Here is a 23,582-nt window from a genome sequence, read left to right as displayed (position 1 = left end):
AAATATCTTGCTGGAAAAGCAAAACAAATAAAAAAGGCTGACATGTAAGGAAATTTCCTAAACGTCAGGCCTTTCTTGCAACCATCATTCATTTGACAGGTGTTATCAAATATTAGTTTCAGCAGGAGATTCTGCTCTTTTGGCAATTCGATAGGTTAATTCGCCCTTATAAATTTCCTCAAGTGCCTTGCCGACATACTTATGGGAAACATATTTTGGAAGCCGCTCATCTCTTGCCTGCGACATTAAACGGGCGCGTTTTGCTGCAACCGAAACTAAAGAATATTTTGAATCTATTTTTTCAAGTAACGAATCTATAGAAGGATATAACATTTATTCAGCCTCCAGTAACTTTTTGTAGCGTTGTTCTACTCTTTCCCTGCGGCAATGCTCGGCCGTCACAATCGCTTTAATCCGCTCGCAGGCGAGTTCCACTTGGTCATTTTCTACGACATAATCATATAATTCCATCATTTCTATTTCTTCACGGGCTGTCAGCATCCGGTTGGAAATAATCTCTTCCGTTTCTGTTCCCCGAGTGACAATCCGGTTCTTTAACTCACTAAGGCTTGGGGGCATCAGAAAGATAAATAACCCTTCTGGAAATTTTTCCCGGACCTGCCGTGCACCCTTTACCTCAATTTCTAAAAAGACATCTTTGCCTGCATCCAACGTCTGCCGTACATAATCAACAGGGGTGCCATAATAATTGCCGACAAATTCAGCATACTCCAGCAGCTTCCCTTGCTCGATTAATTCTTCAAACTCTTCTCTTGTTTTAAAAAAATAATCCACCCCATCCACTTCTCCCTCGCGGGGTTTGCGGGTAGTCACAGAGATGGAGTATTCGAATGCAGTGTCTGGATGGGAAAAAATTTCTTTTCGAACCGTTCCTTTACCTACACCAGACGGTCCAGATAGTACGATCAGCAAACCTTTTTCTTGCATTTTGATAAAATCCTACCCTTCCTCAATAGTATCATCACGGTCCGTCAAACGATGGGCAACTGTCTCCGGCTGGACAGCAGAAAGGATCACATGGTCGCTATCCATTACGATCACAGCGCGGGTCCTTCTTCCGTAAGTGGCATCAATTAATGAGCCCCTGTCTCTGGCATCCTGAATGATTCTTTTTATTGGTGCAGATTCCGGGCTGACGATGGAAATTATCCGGTTTGCCGAAACAATATTTCCAAATCCAATATTAATTAACCTAATCGACATTGCTTATCATCCAATCATCAATAATATATTTTGACCGTGTCCGACCATTCTTAAACCATACTTACTCAATATTTTGAACTTGTTCCTTCAACTTCTCAAGTAAACTTTTTATATCCACCACTTTTTTAGCAATGGCCGAATGATTTGCTTTTGAGCCGATGGTATTAGCCTCACGGTTCATCTCTTGAACGAGAAAATCCAGCTTTCTTCCAATAGGTTCTTGGATCTCCAAGGTTTGAATAAACTGGCCAATATGGCTTTTTAGCCTGGTTATTTCTTCACTGATATCCGCTTTCTCAGAAAAGACGGCAGCCTCTGTCAACAAACGGGTTTCATCAAGTTGTCCATTAGTAAACTCCAGCATTCTCTTCATTAAACGTTCTTTGAATATGTCAACCACAAGCGGGGCATCGGACTCAAGTTCTGTAAGAATGGTTTCAATTTGGCTGATGATCGCAAGTAAATCCTTTTTTAATTCTTCCCCTTCGGCTTGCCGCATTTGCTTGAGCGAAATTGCAGCCTCTTTGGCTGCAGCAAGGACCAATTGATTTAATTCTTCATTGCCAGCTTCGCTTTCTTCAATATGTATAAGTTCAGAATAACTTAACAAATCCTTAAGGGATAATGGTTCGTCGATCCCGTATTTCTCGCGGGCCTGATTGATAAATTGATAGTATTGCTCAACTAAACTCCAATCAACTTGCAAGTTTCGGGTGATGGCGCCCTCTCCCTCTAAACTCACATAAACTTCCACTCGACCGCGGCGGATATACTGGTTTAAAGTTTTTTTTATTTTATCTTCTATTTGTGAAAGCTGCCTTGGCATACGGATATTCATTTCACAAAACCGGTGATTTACTGTTTTCACTTCCAGGTTGACAACAAATGACCCGGATTCAGCCCTTCCTCTTCCAAAGCCTGTCATACTTATAACCATTTGCGCACATCCAATCCTTGAAAAATGATCGGGTCTATTACGAAAAAACTCAAAAGGCAATAGAACAGTTTCTATTACCTTTTGGATTATAACATACTTTATTTTGTTTTTCTTAACAAAAATGTTCCGGCCAGTAAAAAAGTTGGTACCGAAGATAATCCAAGAATGAGCAGCCAGTCCTTCGCTTGAATCGGCAATGTATGGAATATCGGCTGCAGCGGCGGGTAGTAAATAACGGCCAGAATTAATATTAGGGAAGAAAGAACAGCCCAAACTAAATATTGGTTTCCAAACGGGTTTCTTGACAGCACTGATTTTTCACTGCGGCAGTCAAATACATGAATGAGCTGTGCCAATACCAGCGTTGCAAAGGCGACCGTTTGGGCATACGCCAACTTGTCCGGATCATTTTGATAAACGAACATAAAGGCTAAAAGGGTCACAATACCGATTAAAAATCCGCGCGACACAACCTTCCAGCCTAAACCGCGGGAGAAAACTCCTTCATTCGGGCTTCTTGGCCCTCGTTTCATTACATTCTCTTCCGGCCTGTCTAGGCCAAGGGCCATGGCTGGCAGTCCGTCCGTAACCAGATTTACCCATAAGATCTGAATCGGCACGAGTGGCAGCGGCAATGCCAAAATCATTGCAAATAACATCACTAAGATTTCTCCAACATTAGAAGCTAGCAGGTAACGAACGAATTTACGAATGTTTTCATAAATATTTCTGCCTTCCTTAATAGCGGCCTTAATCGTTGCGAAATTATCATCTAATAATATCAACGCGGATGCTTCCTTGGCTACATCTGTCCCAGTGATTCCCATCGCCACGCCAATATCGGCTGCCTTTATTGCCGGAGCATCGTTCACTCCATCACCTGTCATGGCTACAATATGTCCACGATTTTGGAGAGCTTTAACAATTTTCAGCTTGTGTTCTGGCGATACCCGGGCAAAGACAGATACGCTGCCGACGATGTCTTCCAGCTGCTCCACGGACATGGCGGCAAGTGCATTTCCGTCCAGAACCTTATCTTTGCTGGTCAAGATCCCCAATTCTTTGGCAATCGCCTTTGCGGTAATCACATGGTCCCCAGTAATCATGACCGTCTTAATTCCGGCCTCTTTACATTCCTTAACAGCAGCCTTAACTTCAGGTCTTGGAGGATCAATCATGCCTTGAATTCCAATAAAGGTTAGTTTTTTCTCTGCTTCCTGCTCACTTAAAATCAATGTATTGGCAGCAACTGGTTTGTAAGCAATAGCTATGGTCCTGAGAGCATTTGAAGCCAAATTAGCAATTGCCCCCTGCACCTTTTCTTGCGAAGGTTTATTTAAGTATTGGGTTTTTCCTTCCCATAAAATGGACTCACAAACACCCAAAACCACATCGGGTGCCCCTTTGGTTACAATGAAATGACGGCCCTGCTTGTCTTTTACATGGATGCTCATCATTTTTCTTGATGAATCAAAAGGAAATTCCTTTACAATGGAAAATTCCTCGAGAAGCTTCGGCCTGCTAAGCCCTGCCTTCATAGCACTCACCAGCAGCGCTCCTTCAGTCGGATCACCGTCTAGTACATATTCATCTTCATTCTGGCTGATATCCGCCTGATTGCATAACATGCCAAAAATCAGCATTTGCTGGAGTGCTTTTTCCTCATTTGGAGAAACTCGCTGTTCCCCGCGGTAAAAATTCCCTTTTGGCTGATAACCCACACCATCTACTGACCATATTTGTCCCCCGCTCCATAGATGCGTGACGGTCATTTTATTTTGCGTCATCGTTCCTGTTTTGTCAGAGCAAATCACTGAAGCACAGCCTAATGTTTCGACAGCGGGGAGTTTTCGGACAATCGCATTTTGTTTAATCATTTTTTGCACACCCAAAGATAATGCCACCGTCACAATTGCTGGCAGCCCCTCAGGAATGGCGGCAACTGCAAGCGATACACCTGCTAAGAACATGGTATAAAGTTCATGACCTTGGATAACCCCAACCACAACAACCAATACGGTTAACAGCAGTGCCACCGTAATGAGGATTTTGCCTAACTGCTCTAATCTGCGCTGCAGCGGGGTTTCTTGCGTTTCAGCACTTTGCAGCAATCCAGCAATTTGTCCCATTGCTGTATTCATCCCTGTAGCAATTACAACGCCAACCCCATTCCCCCGCGTAATCATTGTGCCCATGAAGGCAGTGTTTTCCATGTCCCCAATCCCTGGATTTGGATTTGTTAATGGCTCTTTATATTTCGTGACAGGGACCGATTCACCAGTAAGTGCCGATTCCTCTATTTCCAAACTTTTGGATTCGATAATCCGGACATCGGCGCCAATCCGGTCGCCGCTGGAAAATTTAATGACATCCCCAGGGACAATTTCCTTGGAAGGAATTTTATGCCATGCGCCGTCTCTTAACACAGAAACCTGAGGTGCCGAAAGTTCCTTTAGTGCCTGCAGTGATTTCTCTGCTTTTCGCTCTTGGAAAAATCCCAAAAAACCATTTATGATGACTATGGCAATAATCGCAATTGCATCAATATATTCACCTAGCAAGCCGGAAATCAAGGTGGCTGCAAGCAGCACAAGCACCATAAAATCTTTAAACTGGCTGAAAAATAATAGCAGGGCTGACTGTTTTTCACCTTCATCCAGTTCATTACTGCCGTATCGCTTCATTCTTTTTACTGCTTCTTCCAGCGATAATCCGGAAGAAAAGTCGGTTTCTAAAGCCTCTTCTACTTGATTGATCTCCATCTCATGGAACTTCATCCGACCATCTCACATCCCCCTTATAAAGCTAATCTAAAGACAGCATATTCAGGGTCGTCCCAAAAAATGCTATGATTATATTCAGACTCGTCCGATTCTCTTTTAGAAATTGAAAAATAGGACAGAAGGACATATCTAAGATATACTTATTAAATCAATACGTTCCAAGCAAAGGATGTTTTCTATGTCATTTGATGGTTTATTTACAAAAGCAATGAGCAATGAATTATCACAATCACTGACTGGCGGGCGCATCAATAAAGTTCACCAGCCTTATAAAAATGAAGTGATTTTGATTATCCGGGCAAATGGAGCTAATCACAAGCTGCTGTTGTCAGCACACCCAAGCTACGCCAGGGTGCAGCTTACCCGGGAAGGGTATGATAACCCAAGTGAACCGCCTATGTTTTGCATGCTGCTTCGCAAGCATATAGAAGGACATATTGTGGAAGATATTTATCAGGTAGATAATGATCGGATCCTTATTTTCGAAATTAAAGGGCGCAATGAGATTGGAGATATCAGCTGCAAGCAGTTAATTGTGGAGATTATGGGCAGGCACAGCAATATCATTTTAGTTGATAAGGAACGGAAGCTAATCCTTGACTCTATTAAACATATTTCTTTTGCTGTCAATAGCCATAGAGCCATACTGCCGGGACAGCCCTATATTTCCCCTCCTGAGCAGCATAAATTAGATCCATTTAAGGCAAGTTCGGAAGATGTATTGCGGGTACTGGATTTTAACAGCGGCCGGCTGGACCGCCAGCTGGTGGAACAATTCTCGGGCATTTCGCCGCTTTTTGCCAAAGAAGTCCTCTTTCAAAGCGGACTTGCTAACCGGTCAACAGTCCCAAATACGTTTATCCGGTTAATCAGCAAAATTGCCAATGCTGATCTTTCCCCGTCCATAATGATGGCTGGCGGCAAGGAAAACTTTTACCTTTTCCCGCTTGAGCATTTAAAAGGGGAAGTCAGTCCATTTCCTACCTTAAGTGAAATGCTGGATCGATTCTATTTCGGAAAGGCAGAACGTGACAGAGTAAAACAGCAGGCTCAAGATATTGAACGCTTTATCCTGAATGAAAAAGAAAAAAACGAAAAAAAGATAGACAAGCTTAACGCCACATTAAAGCAAGCGGAACAGGCAGAAGAGTTTCAGCGCTATGGTGAACTTCTGACTGCCAATTTGTATGCGGCCAAAAAAGGGATGAAGGAAATCGAGGTTATGGATTACTACGATGAGGCTGGCGGAACGATCACAATTCCCCTCGATCCGCGAAAAACACCATCGGAAAACGCTCAAAAATATTTTTCTAAATATCAAAAGGCAAAAAATGCGGTATCTGTCGTCATGGAACAAATCCAGAAAGCACAGGAAGAAGCGGCTTATTTCGAGACCTTATATCAACAGGTACAAACAGCCTCTCCTAAGGACATCCAAGAAATACGCGAAGAGCTCGCCGAAGGAGGCTATATACGGGAACGCCAGAAAAAACAAGTTAAAAGATCCCAGAATGCAAAGCCTGTTCTAGATTACTTTCAAGCTTCTAACGGAACAGAAATTATCGTCGGAAAAAATAATAAGCAAAATGACTATTTAACCAATAAGCTGGCGGCACGTGATGAAATCTGGCTGCACACAAAAGATATTCCGGGTTCCCACGTGGTCATTCGCAGCAAAGAACCAAGTGATCAGACGATTAAAGAAGCAGCTATGCTTGCCGCATATTTTAGTAAAGCAAGAAGTTCCAGTTCAGTTCCCGTTGATTTCACAAAAGTGCGTTATGTAAAAAAACCAAATGGTGCCAAGCCTGGTTTTGTAGTATATGAAAACCAACAGACCATATATGTCACACCAGACGAAGAATTGGTGCTTAAACTCAAAAACGAATAATGAAGAAAAGGGGGCTGTACCCCCTTTTCTTCATTATGATATTTCCACACCTTCTCGCTCAACTCGCTTGCTCCACTCGGCAGGGTCAACGCTCCAAACAAGCAGGCTTGCCTTGTCTTTTTCACCAATATATTCCTTTTCAATTGCCGTTTCAATTAATGTTGGAAAATCAGTCAGGGATTGGCTGATAATTCCTGCCTCTTCAAAAGCTTGTTTTCCTTTTTGCAGTCCGTAGGTGAAGATGGATACAACTCCAAGTACCTCACACCCTGCTTCCCTTAAAGCCTGAACTGCGGTAATAACACTCCCGCCAGTGGAGATTAAGTCTTCCACAACAACGGCCTTTTGTCCTTTATCTGCCTTGCCTTCAATTTGATTCCCTTTGCCGTGCCCTTTTGCTTTTGAGCGTACATAACACATTGGCAAGTCGAGCAGCTCACTTACCCAAGCAGCATGCGGAATTCCCGCCGTTGCCGTTCCAGCAATGACTTCTGCGCCAGGGAAGTTTTCACGGATCAGTTCAGACAGCCCTTGAGCAATTTCGCTTCTGATTTTGGGATAGGATAACGTAAGGCGGTTATCACAATATATTGGGGACCGGAGTCCTGATGTCCATGTAAACGGATCATTCGGTTTTAAGGCTACAGCCTCGATTGTCAATAATCTTTCCGCAATAAGTTTTTTCATTTTGCTGCTCCTCCCCATACTTGGATCCATTGGTGATAATTTTCTAATGGGTCAACTGCTTTTGTAATCGACCTTCCTACTACAATTGCACTTACTCCCGCCTCTTTTGCAAATTCTGGTGAAGAGACCCGTTTTTGGTCTCCCGTCTGGTCAGATTTCAGACGAATCCCTGGACAGACAGTCAAAAAGTCAGGGCCAATTTGTTGGCGAATCGCTGCAGCTTCCTGTGCAGAGCAAACCACACCGTCCAATCCCGCCGTCTTTGTTAATGACGCATAATGCAGCACTGATTCCATTAATGTTGCCTGAATCAACTGTTCTTTTTGCATTTGCACTTCTGAAGTACTGGTTAACTGAGTGACTGCAATACAGGAAGGCCGTTTCCCGCCGGCACTTGTTCCGGCCTCTAGGCCTTCCATGGCGCTCTCCATCATTTCCCAGCCGCCTGCTGCATGGACATTGACCAAATCGCAGTTCAGCCGAGCCAGCCCTTTCATTGCACGATATACCGTATTGGGGATGTCATGAAGCTTCAAATCCAGGAATACTTGGTGGCCTTGCTCTTTTAATAAGTTTATAATTGATGGGCCTTCCTGATAATATAATTCCATGCCAACTTTTACAAATAGGGAAATTCCTTGAAATGGCCGCAAAAATTTTTCAACTTCCACTCCATTAGAGAAATCAAGCGCGATGATAAGCGGGTGATTCATGCTTTTTCCAGCTCCTTCCTGTACATTCACTGATATGTTCATATCCCAGTTGATCCAGCAGCTCTTCAAGATCGTGAATGATTGCCGGGCAGATCAATGGATCCACAAAATTAGCTGTACCAACCGCAACAGCACTGGCTCCTGCATAGAAGAATTCAATCACATCCTCCGCTGATTGGATGCCGCCCATTCCGATAATCGGAAGAGAGACTGCCTGGCTTACTTCATAAATCATTCGGATTGCCACTGGTTTGATCGCCGGTCCTGACAAACCTCCGGTCCGATTAGCTAAAATGGGCTGCCCTGTCTTCAAGTCCAACCGCATCCCCACCAGGGTATTAATCATCGTGATGCCATCCGCACCGCCGGCTTCAACCGCCTTGGCCATTTCCACAATATTGGTGACATTTGGCGACAGTTTAACATACACAGGGACAGCCGATGCTTCTTTTACCTTTCGCGTCAGCTCTTTTGCAACCTGCGGAATCGTACCAAATGCAATTCCTCCTGTTTTAACATTGGGACAGGATATGTTGAGTTCAAGTGCGTGAACGTTTGAGACTTTGGAAATTTCCTTTGCCACCACTATATAATCCTCTTCTGAAGACCCAGCTACATTAGCAATGATTGGCACATCAAACTGTGACAGCCATGGAAGTTCATCCTCGATAATTTTGTCCATGCCTGGATTTTGCAAACCAATTGCATTTAACATACCGGAAGATGTTTCTGCCACCCGGGGCGTTGGATTTCCGAATCGAGGTTCTACTGTTGCTGCCTTAATCATGATGGCTCCAAGTACACTTAAATCATAAAATTGGCTATATTCTTTTCCGAAGCCAAAGCAGCCTGATGCAGGCATAACCGGATTTTTCAATTCCAGGCCCGGCAGTTGGACATTTAATTTGCTCATATTAAAACCTCCCCCGCCCGAAAGACAGGGCCATCACTGCAAACCTTTTTATAAGCGGCCCCTGATCTGTCATCTTTCGTTTTGCACACGCAGGCTAAGCAGGCCCCGATACCGCAAGCCATACGTTCTTCAAGGGACAGATACACTTTTTTATCTGGGCAGCTTTTCTCCAATGCCCGCAGCATAGCGGCTGGGCCGCATGCATATAAGCAATCAAATTCGATATCCTTTAATACATCGGTAACAAATCCTTTTGTCCCATATGTACCGTCTGCTGTGGTGATCAATGTCGTTCCCAGCTTTTTAAATTCCTGTTCATAAAATACAGCAGCGGCCGTTTGAAAGCCTAAAATATGAATCACGTTTACACCTTTTGCTGTCAGCTGTTTGGACAGTTCATAAAGAGGGGGAACTCCAATTCCACCACCCGCTAGCACAGCTGTCTGCCCTGGATCAGCTTCACCAACAGGGAATCCATTTCCTAACGGCCCAAGAATATCAAGCTCCATTCCTGTCCTCCATTCCGAGAGCATTTGGGTCCCTTTTCCTTCCCTCCGATAAATGAGTGTCATTTGCTTGGATAATGGATCAAAGGAAGAAATGCTGATCGGCCTCCGTAAAAGCAGGTCCCAATGGTTTGAGACCCGAATGTGGACGAATTGACCGGGCGAAGTGATTTCGCCGGCCAATTCCGATTCAACAATTAATTCAAAAATATCGGCAGCAATTTCCGTTTGGCTGATCATCTTGCTGAGTGACTTTTTAATCATGCAAACACAGCCTCCTGTTTTGCAGCATTCATGGCTTCTGCTGAGAAGTTCATCGATTCGATTACCTTTAGAATCGCATCAGCTGTATCAAGTGAAGTTAGACATGGAACTCCATTCTCAACCGCTTCCCTGCGGATCCGGAATCCGTCTCTCTCCGGCTGTTTGCCTTTTGTCAAAGTATTGATAATAAACTGCGCTTCACCATGATGAATGACATCCAACACCGTTTGCCCTTCTGAGCCAATTTTCTCAACCACCTTAACAGGAAGTCCAGCCTGAGCAAATATCTCTGCAGTCCCGCTTGTGGCCATCAGCCTGTAGCCGTTTGCTGCAAACCTTGCAGCCAGCTTTAGAGATTCTTGTTTATCCTTATCAGCCACAGTAAACAATACCGTTCCGAACTTCTGAATTGAGATTCCTGATGCTACTAAACCTTTATATAAAGCTTTTTCAAGGGTTGAATCCTTTCCCATTACTTCACCGGTAGACTTCATTTCCGGTCCGAGGGTTATATCGACATCTTTCAATTTCGCAAACGAGAAAACAGGTACTTTTACAAAAACCCCATTCCTCTCAGGAACAAGCCCTGCAGCATATCCTTGGTCTGTTAAAGCGAAACCTAGAATAGCTTTGGTAGCAATCTTGGCCATTGGGACATTGGTAATTTTGCTTAGGAATGGAACCGTTCTGCTAGATCGAGGATTTACCTCAAGGACATATACGGAGTTGCCCGCTACGACATATTGGATATTCAGAAGCCCGACAATCCCTAACCCTAATGCTAATTTTTCCGTGTATTTCACCAAAGTTTGTTTAATTTCCTCCGAAAGGGTCTGAGGCGGGTATACGGCAATGGAATCACCAGAGTGGACACCTGCTCGCTCAATATGCTCCATGATACCGGGTATTAATACTTGTTTCCCATCACAAATCGCATCCACTTCAATTTCTTTCCCTGTGATATAGCGGTCAATTAACACTGGGTGCTCAGGGTTAATTTTGACTGCATTTTCCATATAATGGAGCAGCTCTGCTTGGTTGTAGACAATTTCCATTGCCCTGCCGCCCAGTACATACGATGGACGGACTAAAACGGGGTATCCAATCCCGTCTGCAATAACCAGTGCTTCTTTCACTGATAATGCTGTTTTCCCTAGCGGCTGTGGAATATCTAGTTCCTCTAGGGCCTGTTCAAACTTATCCCGGTCCTCTGCACGGTCTAATGCTTTTAAGCTGGTCCCGAGAATCCGCACACCGTTGGCAGCGAGTTTGGCCGCAAGATTAATCGCTGTTTGGCCTCCAAACTGAACGACAACCCCCATTGGCTTTTCTAAATCTACGATATGCATGACATCCTCAATGGTCAGCGGTTCAAAATACAGTTTATCAGAGATACTAAAATCAGTTGAAACCGTTTCTGGATTATTGTTAATAATTATCGCCTCATAGCCCGCTTCCTTAATCGCTTTAACTGAATGGACTGTCGCATAGTCAAATTCAATTCCCTGCCCGATCCGTATCGGGCCGGAGCCAAGGACAATCACACTTTCTTTATGGGTCACTAGTGACTCATTCTCTTCTTCATATGTGCCGTAAAAATAAGGGGTTTCCGACTCAAACTCGGCGGCACATGTATCTACCATTTTATAGACTGGAACAATATTCAAGTTCTTGCGGAATTCATAAATGTCCTTTTCCTTCACTTCCCAAAGCTGTGCAATCTTCTTATCGGAAAATCCCTTCTGTTTGGCATCTTTAAGGAGGTCACCATGGAACGGACTTTCGGAAAGCTTTGTTTCAAGTTCAATGATTCTTTGAAATTTCTTCAGGAAAAATAAATCGATGCCGCTCCATCCATGGATGGTTTGGATCGTGATTCCCCGCTTTAGCGCTTCAGCAATGTAGAACAGCCGCTCATCCCCTGCTTTTCGAATTCGTTTTTCCATTAAGGCATCACTAATTTCAGCTGCCCCGTTTAATTCAAAGTGGTAAACGCCAGACTCAAGCGAACGAATCGCTTTTAATAAGGATTCTTCAAATGTCCGTCCGATTGCCATCACCTCTCCGGTTGCCTTCATTTGCGTTCCCAGTCTCCGGTTCCCGGATTCAAATTTGTCAAATGGCCATCTTGGTATTTTGGTTACAATATAGTCGAGAGCCGGTTCAAAGCTGGCATAGGTTTTTCCCGTTACCGGGTTCATCATTTCATCTAATGTTAATCCGACAGCAATTTTAGCGGCCAGCTTAGCAATTGGATAGCCAGTAGCCTTTGAGGCGAGGGCAGAGGAACGGCTTACCCTTGGATTTACTTCAATTACGTAGTAGTCGAAGCTGTTGGGATCCAGCGCGAGCTGTACATTACAGCCGCCCTCAATCCCTAGAGCACGGATAATTTTTAATGAAACATTCCGCAGCAGCTGATACTCTCGGTCTGCAAGAGTTTGGCTTGGGGCGACGACGATGGAATCACCAGTATGTACGCCGACAGGATCAATATTTTCCATATTGCAAACGACAATGGCGTTGTCAGCACTATCACGCATGACTTCATATTCAATTTCTTTGAAACCTGCGATACTTTTTTCCAGCAGGCATTGATGAACCGGGCTGTTTTTTAATCCGCTGGTGACGATTTCTTCAAGTTCTTCTCTATTGCTGCAAATTCCTCCCCCGGTGCCGCCTAATGTGAATGCCGGCCGGACAATCACTGGAAAACCGATTTTGTCAGCAAATGCAATGGCTTCTTCTAATTCATGAACAATCACACTCTCAGGGACCGGTTGTTTTAGTTCATTCATTAGCTCACGGAATAATTCACGGTCCTCAGCTTGATTGATAGCAGAAAGTTTGGTGCCTAGAATCTCGACGCTGCATTCTTCAAGAACTCCTGCTTTTGACAGTTCCACAGCTAAATTCAGACCTGTTTGGCCTCCTAGAGTGGCCAAGAGTGCATCTGGCCGTTCTTTGCGAATGATTCGGCTGACAAAATCGACTGTCAATGGTTCAATATAGACGACATCGGCTATCTCTGAGTCTGTCATAATCGTGGCAGGGTTAGAGTTTACAAGAATTACGCGGTAGCCCTCTTCTTTCAAGGCGATACACGCCTGGGCACCAGCATAATCAAATTCCGCCGCTTGGCCGATAATAATGGGTCCTGAGCCGATTACTAAAATGGAGTGAATATCTTTACGTTTAGGCATGGGATGTAACCTCCTGTTTTTGTGATTCCATCAACGCGAGGAATTGATCAAATAAGCCGTTGGCATCTTCAGGTCCTGGGGATGCCTCCGGATGGTATTGGACCGTAAAGGCAGGGAAGTCCAGGTGCTTTAATCCTTCAATCGTCCCATCATTGATGGCGATATGTGTAACAGCTAATCTAGTATTTTTGATAGATTCCATCTCCACTGTATAGCCATGATTTTGAGAGGTAATCGCCACTTTTCCTGTTTCGAGATCCTTCACTGGGTGATTAGATCCGCGATGCCCAAACTTCATTTTTCCTGTATCAGCTCCGCATGCAAGCGCGAATAATTGATGTCCTAAACAAATGCCAAACAACGGTGCCTTTCCCAGCACCCCCCTCAACATGTCGACTGCCTCGGGAACATCCTTTGGGTCACCAGGCCCATTGGACAGCATGATACCATCGGGACTTAAGTTTAGGATTTCTTCCGCAGTTGTATAGTAAGGCACCACCACAACATCGCAGCCCCGTTCATTTAGTTCACGCAATATACCATGCTTCATCCCAAAATCAACAAGAACCACCCGCTTCCCTCGTCCTGGGCTCGGATACGCATTTTTAGTTGATACTTGCCTTACCTGATCGGTAGGAAGTTTCGCAGAACGCAGCTTGTTAATGATTGCTTGTGCATCTGATTCGATACTGCAGATGGAGCCTTTTAAGGTACCATACTGCCGGATAATTCTTGTTAATTTACGTGTATCAATACCAGCTATGCCAGGTATCTTTTTCATTTCAAAATACTCGTTTAAGGTAAATTCACTTCTCCAATTGGAAGGAAAATCAGCCGCTTCTTTTACAATAAAGCCCTTTACAGCAGGCTGGATTGATTCAAAATCATCCCGGTTAATTCCGTAATTCCCAATGAGAGGATAGGTAAGGGTGACTAATTGCCCGCAATAGGAGGGGTCAGAAAGGATTTCTTGGTAACCTGTCATTCCCGTATTGAATACCACTTCCCCAATTGTTTCCGTGTCGCTGCCAAAACCTTCCCCAACAAAAATTGTTCCGTCTTCGAGTATTAATTGTTTTTTCATACTGTAACAGCTCCCTTTTCCCAAACGATGTTTCCTTCTGCGATGGTTATAACCGGCCAGCCCTTGCAATTCCAGCCAGCAAATGGCGTATTTTTTCCTTTTGATAAAAATTCATCCGGGTTGATCGTCCGCTCTTCTTCTAAGTCAATTAAGACTAAATCTGCCGGCGAACCCACTTCTACTGTTCCAAACGGAAGGCCAAAGGCTTTAGATGGCTTGATCGTCATCCAGTCAATCAGTTGTTTTAAGGTGATCCTGTTGTTTAAGACAAAATTCGTATACAGCAATGGAAAGGCTGTTTCTAAGCCGACAATTCCAAATGGCGCGAGGGCCATTCCCTCCTTCTTTTCCTCCGCTGTATGCGGTGCATGATCGGTGGCAATAAAATCAATTGTTCCATCTAACAGCCCTTCAATTAGTGCCTGCTGGTCAGCAGCATCCCGAAGCGGAGGATTCATTTTAAAGTTTGGGTCAAAGCCCGGTATATCATCTTGGTTTAATAATAAATGGTGCGGTGTGACTTCTGCTGTGACATTGATCCCAGCCCGTTTCGCGTCGCGAACGGCCCGGACAGATTCTTTCGTGCTAATATGGCAGACATGATAGTGGCAGCCTGAAGCTTCTGCCAGCAGGACATCTCTGGCAATCTGCACCGATTCACAAACAGAAGGGATTCCGTTTAATCCATGCTGTTTTGCGAAGGAGCCCTCGTGAACACAGCCTTTGTTGATTAGCGTGTTTTCTTCACAGTGTGCGACAATTGCCATGTTTACCTCTTTTGCCTTCTTCATCGCCTCGAGCATTTTGGCAGCTGATTGGACACCGACTCCATCGTCGGTAAACGCAAATGCTCCTGCCGCTTTTAAGCTGTTAAAATCCGTTAAATCCTGCCCAAGCTGTCTGGTAGTGATCGATGCATACGGCAATACCCGGACACTGGCTGTTTCTTTAATCCGTTTTTGCAGGTTATCCATTTGTTCCTTTGTGTCTGGTACCGGACGTGTATTAGGCATCGCTGCTACCGTTGTAAAACCGCCTCGGGCTGCTGCCTTTGTCCCGGTCGCAATCGTTTCCTTCCTCTCTCCCCCTGGCTCACGAAGATGCACATGAAGATCCACAAACCCAGCCGATAGGAAAAGTCCTTCCGCATCGATGATACGGTCCGCAGCCTCGGACATTTCCTCCCCCATTTTAGTGATCATCCCGTTTTCTATTAAAATATCATTTTGCTTCGTATCCCCATTAGATGCTATGTAACAAGCGTTCTGAATAAGCAGTTTCATTTTGATTTCCTCCTTTTAAACTCTCGATTGCCCTTTTTAGGACAGCCATTCTGACAAACACGCCATTTTCCATTTGCTTAAAGATTCTGGAGCGGCTGCATTCGACCAGACTGTCCGCTATTTCCACATTGCGGTTAACAGGTGCCGGATGCATGATGATGCTATGCGCCTTCATCTGCTTTTCTCTTGCAGCTGTTAAACCAAATTGCTGGTGATAATCGCCGCCTGAAAAACCTTCTCCCTTTTGATGCCTCTCATGCTGAACACGGAGCAGCATAACCACATCCGCTTGAGAAATTGCAATATCAATGGGGCGATATTGTGAAAAATTAAATCCCCTTGAGTCAAACCATTGCTCAGGTCCTGAGAAAAAGACCTCTGCACCCAATCTAGTCAGGACATCAGCATTGGATCGAGCCACCCGGCTATGACGGATATCTCCGATAATGGCAATTTTCAGGCCGGCAAACTGGCCAAATTCTTGATGGATGGTCATTAAATCGAGAAGGGATTGAGTTGGATGATGTCCACAGCCATCACCGCCATTTATAATCGGAATATTTATTTTCCCTGTCAGTTCATCGAAGTATCGGTCCTGATTATGCCGGATCACGACGGCCGTCACGCCGATGGATTCCAAGGTTTTTACCGTATCGTAAAGAGTTTCCCCTTTTTGGACACTGGATGTTTGCACTTCAAATGGGATGACTTCTAAACCAAGTTTCCTTTCGGCCATTTCGAAACTGCTTTTGGTTCTCGTGCTTGCCTCAAAAAATAAGTTTGCCGCAAACAGCTTTTCTTCCGGAGCCCAATTCATCCCTCGTTTAAATTTCCCAGCATCATTCAAAATTTGATAAATCTCTTCAACTGTTAACTCATTTGTCGTTAATAAATGATGCAGCATACCATCTCCACCCTTCTAATTTGGCTAAAAAAACACCCTGACGCTTTCGTCAGGGTGCCAATTGAATATGCTTAACCAAAGGGAGAATAAAGTTTATTTCCTTCGGTTTTGAGCACGAACACCCTTATAAGCCTCTCTGGACTTCATTTAAAAGGTTTTACTCGATATTATGCTGTTTTTTTGCCATCACTTGCTTCTACTTCAAACATATTTTCATCCGCTACTGGTTTTCCAGGAAGGATTAGATTTAATAAGACTCCGATGATTGCTGCCAAAGCCATGCCTTGGATTTCAATATGAAACGGAAGCTTTACGATCGCCCCGCCGATTCCAATTACCAAAATGACAGAGGAAATGACCAGGTTTCGATTATTGGCAAAATCAATTTTACTGTCTACCAGCATCCTTAAACCTGATGAAGCTATGATACCAAACAGAAGAATGGATACTCCGCCCATGACAGGTGTGGGAATCGTACTGATCAGCGCCGTTATTTTTCCAACAAATCCAAAGATGATCGCAAATACTGCTGCCCCAGCAATCACATAAACACTATATATTCTCGTAATCGCAAGAACTCCAATATTTTCGCCATAAGTTGTTTTTGGAGGACCGCCAATCAAGGATGAAATCAGAGTGGCTGTACCGTCCCCCAATATGGATCTGTGCAGGCCCGGTTCTTTAATATAATCTCTGCCTACTACCTTGCTCAATACCAGCTGATGCCCAATATGCTCGGATAAAGTTACGACTGCAACTGGTACCATTAAGGCCACTAAATCCCATGAGAATTTTACTTTATAACTAACGAAAGGGATGATAAAATCAGGCATTTCAAACCAATGTGCCTTTAAAACTGGTGAAAAATCGACGATGCCTATGATTAAGGAATAGAGGTATCCAATGATGATACCAGCTAATATCGGGATGATGCTTAACATTTTCTTTGCATAGATCGTAAAGATAATCGTAGCTGCCAAGGTAACTAGTGCCGCTGAAAAGTGCAGCATGCTGTATTTGCCGGCAGGATTATTCATTGCCATGCTGACAGCCGTTCCAGAAAGAGCTAAACCGATAACAATGATAACTGGCCCAACTACAACGGGAGGCAGTAAATTCATAATCCATCTATGTCCAGCCTTGCTAATGACAAGCGCTACAAGCCCGTAAACTAGACCTGCTAAAAAAGTGCCAACCATAGCTGCTCCCGGACCTCCTGCAGCTTTTGCCGCAATCACCGGCGCAATAAACGCAAAGGATGAGCCAAGATAGGCAGGAACTTGCATTTTGGTAATCAATAAGAAAGCCAAAGTTCCTAGTCCGCTGGATATCAATGCAATTGCCGGACTTAAACCGACAAGATAGGGGACAAGTATGGTGGAGCCAAACATGGCAAATAAATGCTGCAGGCTTAATGTCAGCCATTGCGACGGTTTTGGAATATCCTTAACATCTAAAATAATTTTGTTGTTCATTTTGGTTCTCCCCTGAATAATATAGTTTCTTTTTAGGATTTGCTTTTTACATAAAAATAACCCTCTTTGAGCTGCGGGAGACAAAGAGGGTTTAGGAAACTGCCGGCAATGCGGCATTCCCCCTTTGTCAGCCTCACAGGACTGAAATTAAAAGGGCATCTATTTAATTTTCGTAAATGCTGACTTGATCGACCTTATCCACTTCTCCCAGTTCCACCACGATTTTTTCTGTGCTGGAGGTCGGGATGTTTTTGCCTACATAATCCGCCCGGATTGGCAGCTCACGATGGCCGCGGTCCACTAACACGGCAAGCTGAATGGATGCCGGACGTCCAAGATCGATAAGAGCATCCAAACCAGCTCTGACTGTTCTGCCGGTATATAAAACATCATCCACCAGAATGACCTTTTTGTCATTGATGCTAAAAGGAACGTCCGAACCTTTTACGAGCGGTTCTTGATTGTCGGTTTTAATGGTTAGATCATCCCGGTATAGTGTAATGTCTAATTCACCCACTGGGATTGGACTTCCTTCAATGTCTTCAATCCTTGCCGCAAGGCGCTTTGCCAAATAGATGCCTCTGGTGCGGATTCCTACGAGAACACAATCTTGAATGCCTTTATTTTTTTCGATAATCTGGTGGGCAATTCTAGTCAGCGCTCTACCAATAGCCTGCTCGTCAAGAACAACTGCTTTTTGACTCATCATTTAGCACCTGCTTCTGTATAAAAATAACCTCTCACCGTTTTGGCGAGAGGTAATAAGTTCATTTAAACGCGAATGATGCTGTCGTTTCAACCGTTCCTTCTCAGCCTCACGGGACTGATTTAAAGGCTTATTAAACTATAGCTATCTTACTGCAATTCCTTACCCCTGTCAACGATTATTTCTTAGTGAATCGAGCAGCTGTTCCATATATTCTGGAAGCGGAGCTGAAAATTCCATGTACTCATTGGTTCTGGGATGTGTAAAGCCAAGGATACCGGCATGCAATGCCTGCCCGCCTATGTCTAACGTTTTTTTCGGACCATACTTTGGGTCACCAGCCAGCGGATAGCCGATATATTTCATGTGAACCCGAATTTGATGGGTCCTGCCTGTTTCTAATTGGCATTCTATGAAAGAAAAATCCTTAAATCGTTCCAGGACATGGAAATGTGTGACAGCATGTTTTCCATCATCTACTACAGTCATACTCTGCCTATCCTTTGGGTCCCTGCCAAGCGGCGCATCAATGGTGCCAAAATCATGAGGGATGATTCCATGGACCAGGGCCTTATATTTCCTGGTAACCGTTTTTTTCACTAATTGATTAACTAAACTTTCATGAGCCAGATCAGTTTTAGCCACCATTAATAGGCCTGATGTATCTTTATCAATCCGGTGGACGATTCCCGGCCTCAAAACGCCATTGATCCCTGATAAATCCTTGCAGTGTGCCATAAGTCCGTTAACCAATGTCCCTGTCATATGGCCAGGTGCAGGATGGACCACCATGCCCTTTGGCTTGTTGACCACCAGCACATCACGATCTTCAAAATAAATATCTAAATCCATTTCCTCAGGAACAACATCCAATTCCTCAGGCTCTGGAATGTTAATCTCAAGTTGGTCATTGACACTGCACTTATAGTTTGTTTTTACTTTTTTGCCGTTCACAACGACATTTCCTTCTTTAATCCATTCTTGAACCTGTGTTCTTGACCACTCCTCATTAAGACTGGCAACCACTTTATCAATCCGGTCTCCCGCCTGGTCTTCAAGAATGGTGTGATCCATTTTCTCCATACGATTTCTCCTTTGACGACTTCTCTTCCAGCAGCATTTGAATAATCAGCAATCCTACTCCAATCACCAAAGCGGAATCAGCAATATTGAAGACAGGAAAGTTATAGCCAAAAATATACGTGTGAATAAAGTCCACTACTTCTTTTCGAAAAACACGATCAATAAAATTACCAATCGCTCCACCTAGCATAAATGCAAGAGAAACCCCTAACAGCCTTTTTCCTTTTGCATGTTTATGCATGTAAAAAACGATCGCACAAATCACTATGATGGTGATCAAATAAAACAGCCACATTTGCCCTTGCAAGATCCCCCACGCAGCTCCGCGATTGCGATGGGAAGTAATGTAGAAAACATTGTCAATGACAGGTATACTCTCTCCCAAATACATTTTGGCCAAAATTAACCATTTGGTAAATTGATCTAATAAAATAATGAACAATGCGATTAAGTAGTAAAACACCAATAATTACCCCCACAATAGCCTAAACTCATTCTTATGAATTTTAGCATACTTAATCACATTATCACAATGTAACTTATCTAAAAAGAAGGTAAAATTGGTTTTTTGAAATAACTGGACATATCTTCTGTATCTTTTGATGATCTAATGGTAGGGACCATTTTTATTATGTCCTCCGGAAGCAATTCACCAGATACCTCACACTGACCATATGTACCATTGGTTAATTTCTGTATGGCAGCTTCAACATCCTGAAGTTCTTCTTCCAGAATTGGGGTCATCCAATCATCCCTATGTTTATTCATTAATGACTGTTCAAGCTCAAATCTGGTTTGACGGAGTTCCAATAACAGCTTTTCCTGCAATGCATTCATAGTGTTGTTACCTCCGTTTCGTCATTTGTTTTATTATTTGCGCCACACCTTCAGTGACACAATAAAACATTTGACAACTGCAACAACAATTAACGGAGGTGGTAAATATGTGAACAATATGGAAAAAGTCCCGATTTCTCGGGACTTTTTCAGAAAGTTAGCCTAAATGGGCATAATTCTCTTTTACTACTTGGGCACAGCGTGGGCAGAGGGTTGGATGATCATGGTCATGGCCTGCCTCTGAAGTGACTGTCCAGCAGCGTTCACATGTTTCACCTTCAGCCTTGGTTACAACAATCGCTGCAGTCTCCAGCTTCACAGCATTGTCAGGGGCATTTTCATAGGAACCTGCCACTTCAAATCCTGATACAATAAACAGCTGCTGTAAATTCTCCTCAATGGAGTCTAATAATTGTTTTGATTGGTCATTTACATATAAGGTAATTTTTGCTGTGAGTGATTTTCCAATTACCTTTTCATTTCTTGCCTCTTCCAATGCTTTTAACACTTCGTCCCGAAGCTTCATGAAGTTATTCCATTTTTCTTCAATTGCTTTTGCACCTGGAAGCTCCTGATATTCAGGCATATCCGTTAACTGCACACTTTCTTCCTCCACTCCAGGAATAAACTGCCATACTTCATCAGCAGTATGGGATAGAATTGGTGAGACTAATTTGGCCAATGCAAGCAATGATTCATATAACACGGTTTGGATAGCCCGCCTCTCAGCATGATCGGGTGCCTCAATGTAAAGAACATCCTTGGCAAAATCCAAATAAAATGCACTTAAATCAAGAGTACAGAAATTATTGACAGCGTGATAGATATTGGAAAACTCATAATTTTTATAGGCATTATGAACATATTTAATCAGCTTATTTAATTTAACCAGAATAAATTGATCCACTTCACGGAGGTTTTCGTAAGAAACCTTGTTTGCCTGTGGATCGAAATCTGCCAAGTTGCCAAGTAAGAAACGGAATGTATTCCGAATTTTGCGGTAAACTTCCGCAACCTGCTTTAAGATGGCATCCGATACACGTACGTCAGCCTGATAATCCACAGAGGCAACCCAAAGACGCAAAATATCTGCCCCTAATTGATCCATTACTTTAGCAGGAACTACCACATTGCCGATTGACTTACTCATCTTTCTGCCTTCACCATCAAGGGCAAATCCGTGACTTAACACCCCTTTATATGGAGCTTTTCCTGTTACTGCAACAGCAGTGGACAGGGATGAGTTAAACCAGCCGCGATATTGGTCAGATCCTTCAAGATAAAGGTCAGCCGGACGCACTAAATCATCTCTTTCGAGTAGAACTGCCTGGTGAGAGGAACCCGAATCGAACCAAACATCCATGATATCTGTTTCTTTGGTAAATATTCCATTCGGGCTGCTTGGATGAGTAAATCCTTCAGGCAGCAATTCTCTTGCTTCCCGCTCAAACCAGATATTCGATCCATGTTGGCGGAAAAGCTCTGATACATGGTTGATGGTTTCATCGGTAATAATTTCATCACCGTTTTCCGCATAGAAAACTGGAATCGGCACACCCCATACGCGTTGACGGGAGATGCACCAGTCGCCGCGGTCACGCACCATGTTAAATAGGCGGGTCTCACCCCAGGCAGGCACCCATTTCGTTTCCTTAACAGCTTCAAGCAATTGGCCGCGGAAATCTTTGATAGATGCAAACCACTGGGCTGTTGCACGGAAAATAACCGGCTTCTTGGTTCTCCAATCATGTGGATAGGAGTGCGTAATAAAGGATAACTTCAATAAGGCCCCTGCTTCTTCTAACGCCTGGCCAATTGGTTTATTGGCCTCTTCATAGAATAATCCTTCAAATCCTGGCGCCTCATTTGTCATATTCCCTTTATCATCAACTGGGCATAGGACTTCAAGTCCGTATTTTTGGCCGATAATAAAGTCATCTTCCCCATGGCCTGGAGCAGTGTGAACACATCCAGTTCCTGCATCTGTTGTGACATGCTCACCTAGCATAACTATAGAATCTCGGCCATATAATGGATGTGCGCAGATGATATTCTCCAGTTCTTTTCCTTTTACCTTTTGTACGACGGATACATCTTCCCAGCCAATTTCCTTTGAGGCTGCTTCTAATAAGCTTTCAGCAAGAAGATATTTATGGCCATTCACTGCCACTGCTGCATAGGTAAGGTCAGGATGGACTGAAATGCCTAAATTTGCTGGGATCGTCCATGGTGTAGTGGTCCAGATCACAATCTCTGTGTCGGTATCGAGAACTTGTTTTCCATCTTTTACTTTAAAGGCAACATAAATGGATGGAGAACGTTTATCCTTGTATTCAATTTCTGCCTCAGCTAGTGCAGATTCACTTGATGGAGACCAATAGACAGGCTTTTTGCCTTTATAAATGTAGCCCTTCTTGGCCATCTCGCCAAAAACCTTGATTTGCTGCGCTTCATATTCCGGTTTTAGGGTAATGTAAGGATTCTCCCAATCTCCTCGTACCCCAAGACGTTTAAATTGTGCCCGTTGGTTTTCAATTTGTTCATAGGCATATTTTGTACAAAGCTCACGAAATTCTGCAACGGACATTTCTTTTCGTTTTACGCCTTTATTGGTCAATGCCTGTTCAATTGGAAGGCCATGAGTATCCCAGCCAGGCACATATGGTGCATGAAAGCCGCTCATTGACTTATATCGGACAATGAAGTCTTTTAAAATTTTATTTAAGGCATGGCCCATATGAATATCACCATTCGCATAGGGAGGGCCGTCATGAAGGACGAACATGGGACGGCCTTTGGTCCGTTCCTGCACCTTTTGGTAAATATTCATTTCCTCCCACTTTGCCTGAATGTCCGGCTCCCGTTTCGGAAGGTTGCCGCGCATCGGAAATTCCGTCTGCGGCATTAATAACGTATCTTTGTATTCCATTTCTCTCTTCCTCCTGTATTACATTCATAAGAACAGAATAGCCAATTGAACAATAAAAAAACCCTCTCATCCCTAAAAAGGGACGAGAAGGTTTATTCCCGCGGTACCACCCTGATAGACAGAACAAGGCGTTCTATCCACTCATGTTTCGTAACGTGAA

General features: G+C 43.7%; 20 protein-coding genes and 1 other annotated feature (1 of these 21 running past the window's edge). Of the genes, 1 reads left to right on the top strand and 19 read right to left on the bottom strand.

The genetic code is table 11. From position 1 onward, the window contains the following. Window positions 1–105 precede the first annotated feature (105 nt). The 5 genes from rpoZ to NFS43_RS02025 form a co-directional block, all read right to left on the bottom strand. Window positions 106–333, bottom strand: a complete 228-nt coding sequence (rpoZ, locus tag NFS43_RS02045) for a DNA-directed RNA polymerase subunit omega (protein ID WP_251549101.1) — start codon at window positions 331–333, stop codon at window positions 106–108. Continuing rightward, on the bottom strand, window positions 334–948 hold the full coding sequence (gene gmk, locus NFS43_RS02040) for a guanylate kinase (RefSeq protein ID WP_251549100.1): 615 nt from the start codon (window positions 946–948) through the stop codon (window positions 334–336). A gap of 12 nt (window positions 949–960) precedes the next feature. Continuing rightward, on the bottom strand, window positions 961–1,224 hold the full coding sequence (gene remA / locus NFS43_RS02035; RefSeq protein WP_251549099.1) for an extracellular matrix/biofilm regulator RemA: 264 nt from the start codon (window positions 1,222–1,224) through the stop codon (window positions 961–963). Between the two features lie 61 nt (window positions 1,225–1,285). Continuing rightward, complete coding sequence (locus tag NFS43_RS02030; RefSeq protein ID WP_251549098.1) at window positions 1,286–2,161, bottom strand: YicC/YloC family endoribonuclease; 876 nt, start codon at window positions 2,159–2,161, stop codon at window positions 1,286–1,288. A gap of 98 nt (window positions 2,162–2,259) precedes the next feature. Beyond that, window positions 2,260–4,938 carry a calcium-transporting P-type ATPase, PMR1-type gene (locus NFS43_RS02025; protein WP_251549097.1) on the bottom strand — a complete coding sequence of 893 codons (2,679 nt, stop codon included), beginning with the start codon at window positions 4,936–4,938 and terminating at the stop codon, window positions 2,260–2,262. 184 nt (window positions 4,939–5,122) lie between these two features. On the opposite strand from NFS43_RS02025, the gene NFS43_RS02020 reads away from it, so the two are divergent. Then, on the top strand, window positions 5,123–6,835 hold the full coding sequence (locus NFS43_RS02020) for an Rqc2 family fibronectin-binding protein (protein WP_251549096.1): 1,713 nt from the start codon (window positions 5,123–5,125) through the stop codon (window positions 6,833–6,835). 33 nt (window positions 6,836–6,868) lie between these two features. On the opposite strand, the gene pyrE is transcribed toward NFS43_RS02020, so the two are convergent. The 14 genes from pyrE to ileS all read right to left on the bottom strand — a co-directional run bounded on the left by pyrE (window position 6,869) and on the right by ileS (window position 23,422). Beyond that, window positions 6,869–7,522 (bottom strand): orotate phosphoribosyltransferase, encoded by a 654-nt coding sequence (pyrE, locus tag NFS43_RS02015; protein ID WP_251549095.1) that lies wholly within the window; start codon window positions 7,520–7,522, stop codon window positions 6,869–6,871. After that, window positions 7,519–8,235: an orotidine-5'-phosphate decarboxylase gene (gene pyrF, locus NFS43_RS02010; protein ID WP_251549094.1), complete on the bottom strand. Its 717-nt coding sequence runs from the start codon at window positions 8,233–8,235 to the stop codon at window positions 7,519–7,521. Before pyrF ends, pyrE begins: the two co-directional genes overlap by 4 nt. Then, on the bottom strand, window positions 8,207–9,148 hold the full coding sequence (locus tag NFS43_RS02005; protein ID WP_251549093.1) for a dihydroorotate dehydrogenase: 942 nt from the start codon (window positions 9,146–9,148) through the stop codon (window positions 8,207–8,209). Before NFS43_RS02005 ends, pyrF begins: the two co-directional genes overlap by 29 nt. Beyond that, window positions 9,145–9,918, bottom strand: coding sequence for a dihydroorotate dehydrogenase electron transfer subunit (locus NFS43_RS02000; protein ID WP_251549092.1), 774 nt, complete (start codon window positions 9,916–9,918; stop codon window positions 9,145–9,147). Before NFS43_RS02000 ends, NFS43_RS02005 begins: the two co-directional genes overlap by 4 nt. After that, a complete protein-coding gene (gene carB, locus NFS43_RS01995) occupies window positions 9,915–13,121 on the bottom strand; it encodes a carbamoyl-phosphate synthase large subunit (RefSeq protein WP_251549091.1) in 3,207 nt (1,068 codons plus the stop codon). The genes NFS43_RS02000 and carB overlap by 4 nt, the downstream gene beginning before the upstream one ends. Continuing rightward, a complete protein-coding gene (locus NFS43_RS01990; RefSeq protein WP_251549090.1) occupies window positions 13,114–14,205 on the bottom strand; it encodes a carbamoyl phosphate synthase small subunit in 1,092 nt (363 codons plus the stop codon). Before NFS43_RS01990 ends, carB begins: the two co-directional genes overlap by 8 nt. Further along, window positions 14,202–15,488, bottom strand: coding sequence for a dihydroorotase (locus NFS43_RS01985; RefSeq protein ID WP_251549089.1), 1,287 nt, complete (start codon window positions 15,486–15,488; stop codon window positions 14,202–14,204). Before NFS43_RS01985 ends, NFS43_RS01990 begins: the two co-directional genes overlap by 4 nt. Beyond that, window positions 15,448–16,389 carry an aspartate carbamoyltransferase catalytic subunit gene (locus NFS43_RS01980; RefSeq protein ID WP_251549244.1) on the bottom strand — a complete coding sequence of 314 codons (942 nt, stop codon included), beginning with the start codon at window positions 16,387–16,389 and terminating at the stop codon, window positions 15,448–15,450. The genes NFS43_RS01985 and NFS43_RS01980 overlap by 41 nt, the downstream gene beginning before the upstream one ends. 170 nt (window positions 16,390–16,559) lie before the next feature. Next, the gene (locus NFS43_RS01975; protein WP_251549088.1) at window positions 16,560–17,867 is read right to left on the bottom strand and encodes a solute carrier family 23 protein; all 1,308 of its coding nucleotides are present in this window, start codon (window positions 17,865–17,867) and stop codon (window positions 16,560–16,562) included. A 163-nt stretch (window positions 17,868–18,030) separates the two neighbouring features. Further along, entirely contained in the window at window positions 18,031–18,573 is a 543-nt protein-coding gene (gene pyrR / locus NFS43_RS01970; protein ID WP_251549087.1) for a bifunctional pyr operon transcriptional regulator/uracil phosphoribosyltransferase PyrR, read from the bottom strand. A gap of 171 nt (window positions 18,574–18,744) precedes the next feature. Further along, on the bottom strand, window positions 18,745–19,656 hold the full coding sequence (locus NFS43_RS01965) for an RluA family pseudouridine synthase (RefSeq protein ID WP_251549086.1): 912 nt from the start codon (window positions 19,654–19,656) through the stop codon (window positions 18,745–18,747). After that, window positions 19,628–20,119 (bottom strand): signal peptidase II, encoded by a 492-nt coding sequence (gene lspA / locus NFS43_RS01960; RefSeq protein WP_251549085.1) that lies wholly within the window; start codon window positions 20,117–20,119, stop codon window positions 19,628–19,630. The genes NFS43_RS01965 and lspA overlap by 29 nt, the downstream gene beginning before the upstream one ends. A gap of 80 nt (window positions 20,120–20,199) precedes the next feature. Next, entirely contained in the window at window positions 20,200–20,493 is a 294-nt protein-coding gene (locus NFS43_RS01955) for a TraR/DksA C4-type zinc finger protein (RefSeq protein ID WP_251549084.1), read from the bottom strand. 157 nt (window positions 20,494–20,650) lie between these two features. After that, entirely contained in the window at window positions 20,651–23,422 is a 2,772-nt protein-coding gene (gene ileS, locus NFS43_RS01950; RefSeq protein ID WP_251549083.1) for an isoleucine--tRNA ligase, read from the bottom strand. Window positions 23,423–23,497: 75 nt separating this feature from the next. Further along, window positions 23,498–23,582 (bottom strand) — a binding site (T-box leader); it runs 151 nt beyond the window's last position.

Source organism: Neobacillus muris (assembly GCF_943193175.1).
In the GTDB taxonomy this organism is placed as follows: domain Bacteria; phylum Bacillota; class Bacilli; order Bacillales; family Cytobacillaceae; genus Neobacillus; species Neobacillus muris.
This window is presented reverse-complemented; position numbering and strand designations above follow the sequence as displayed.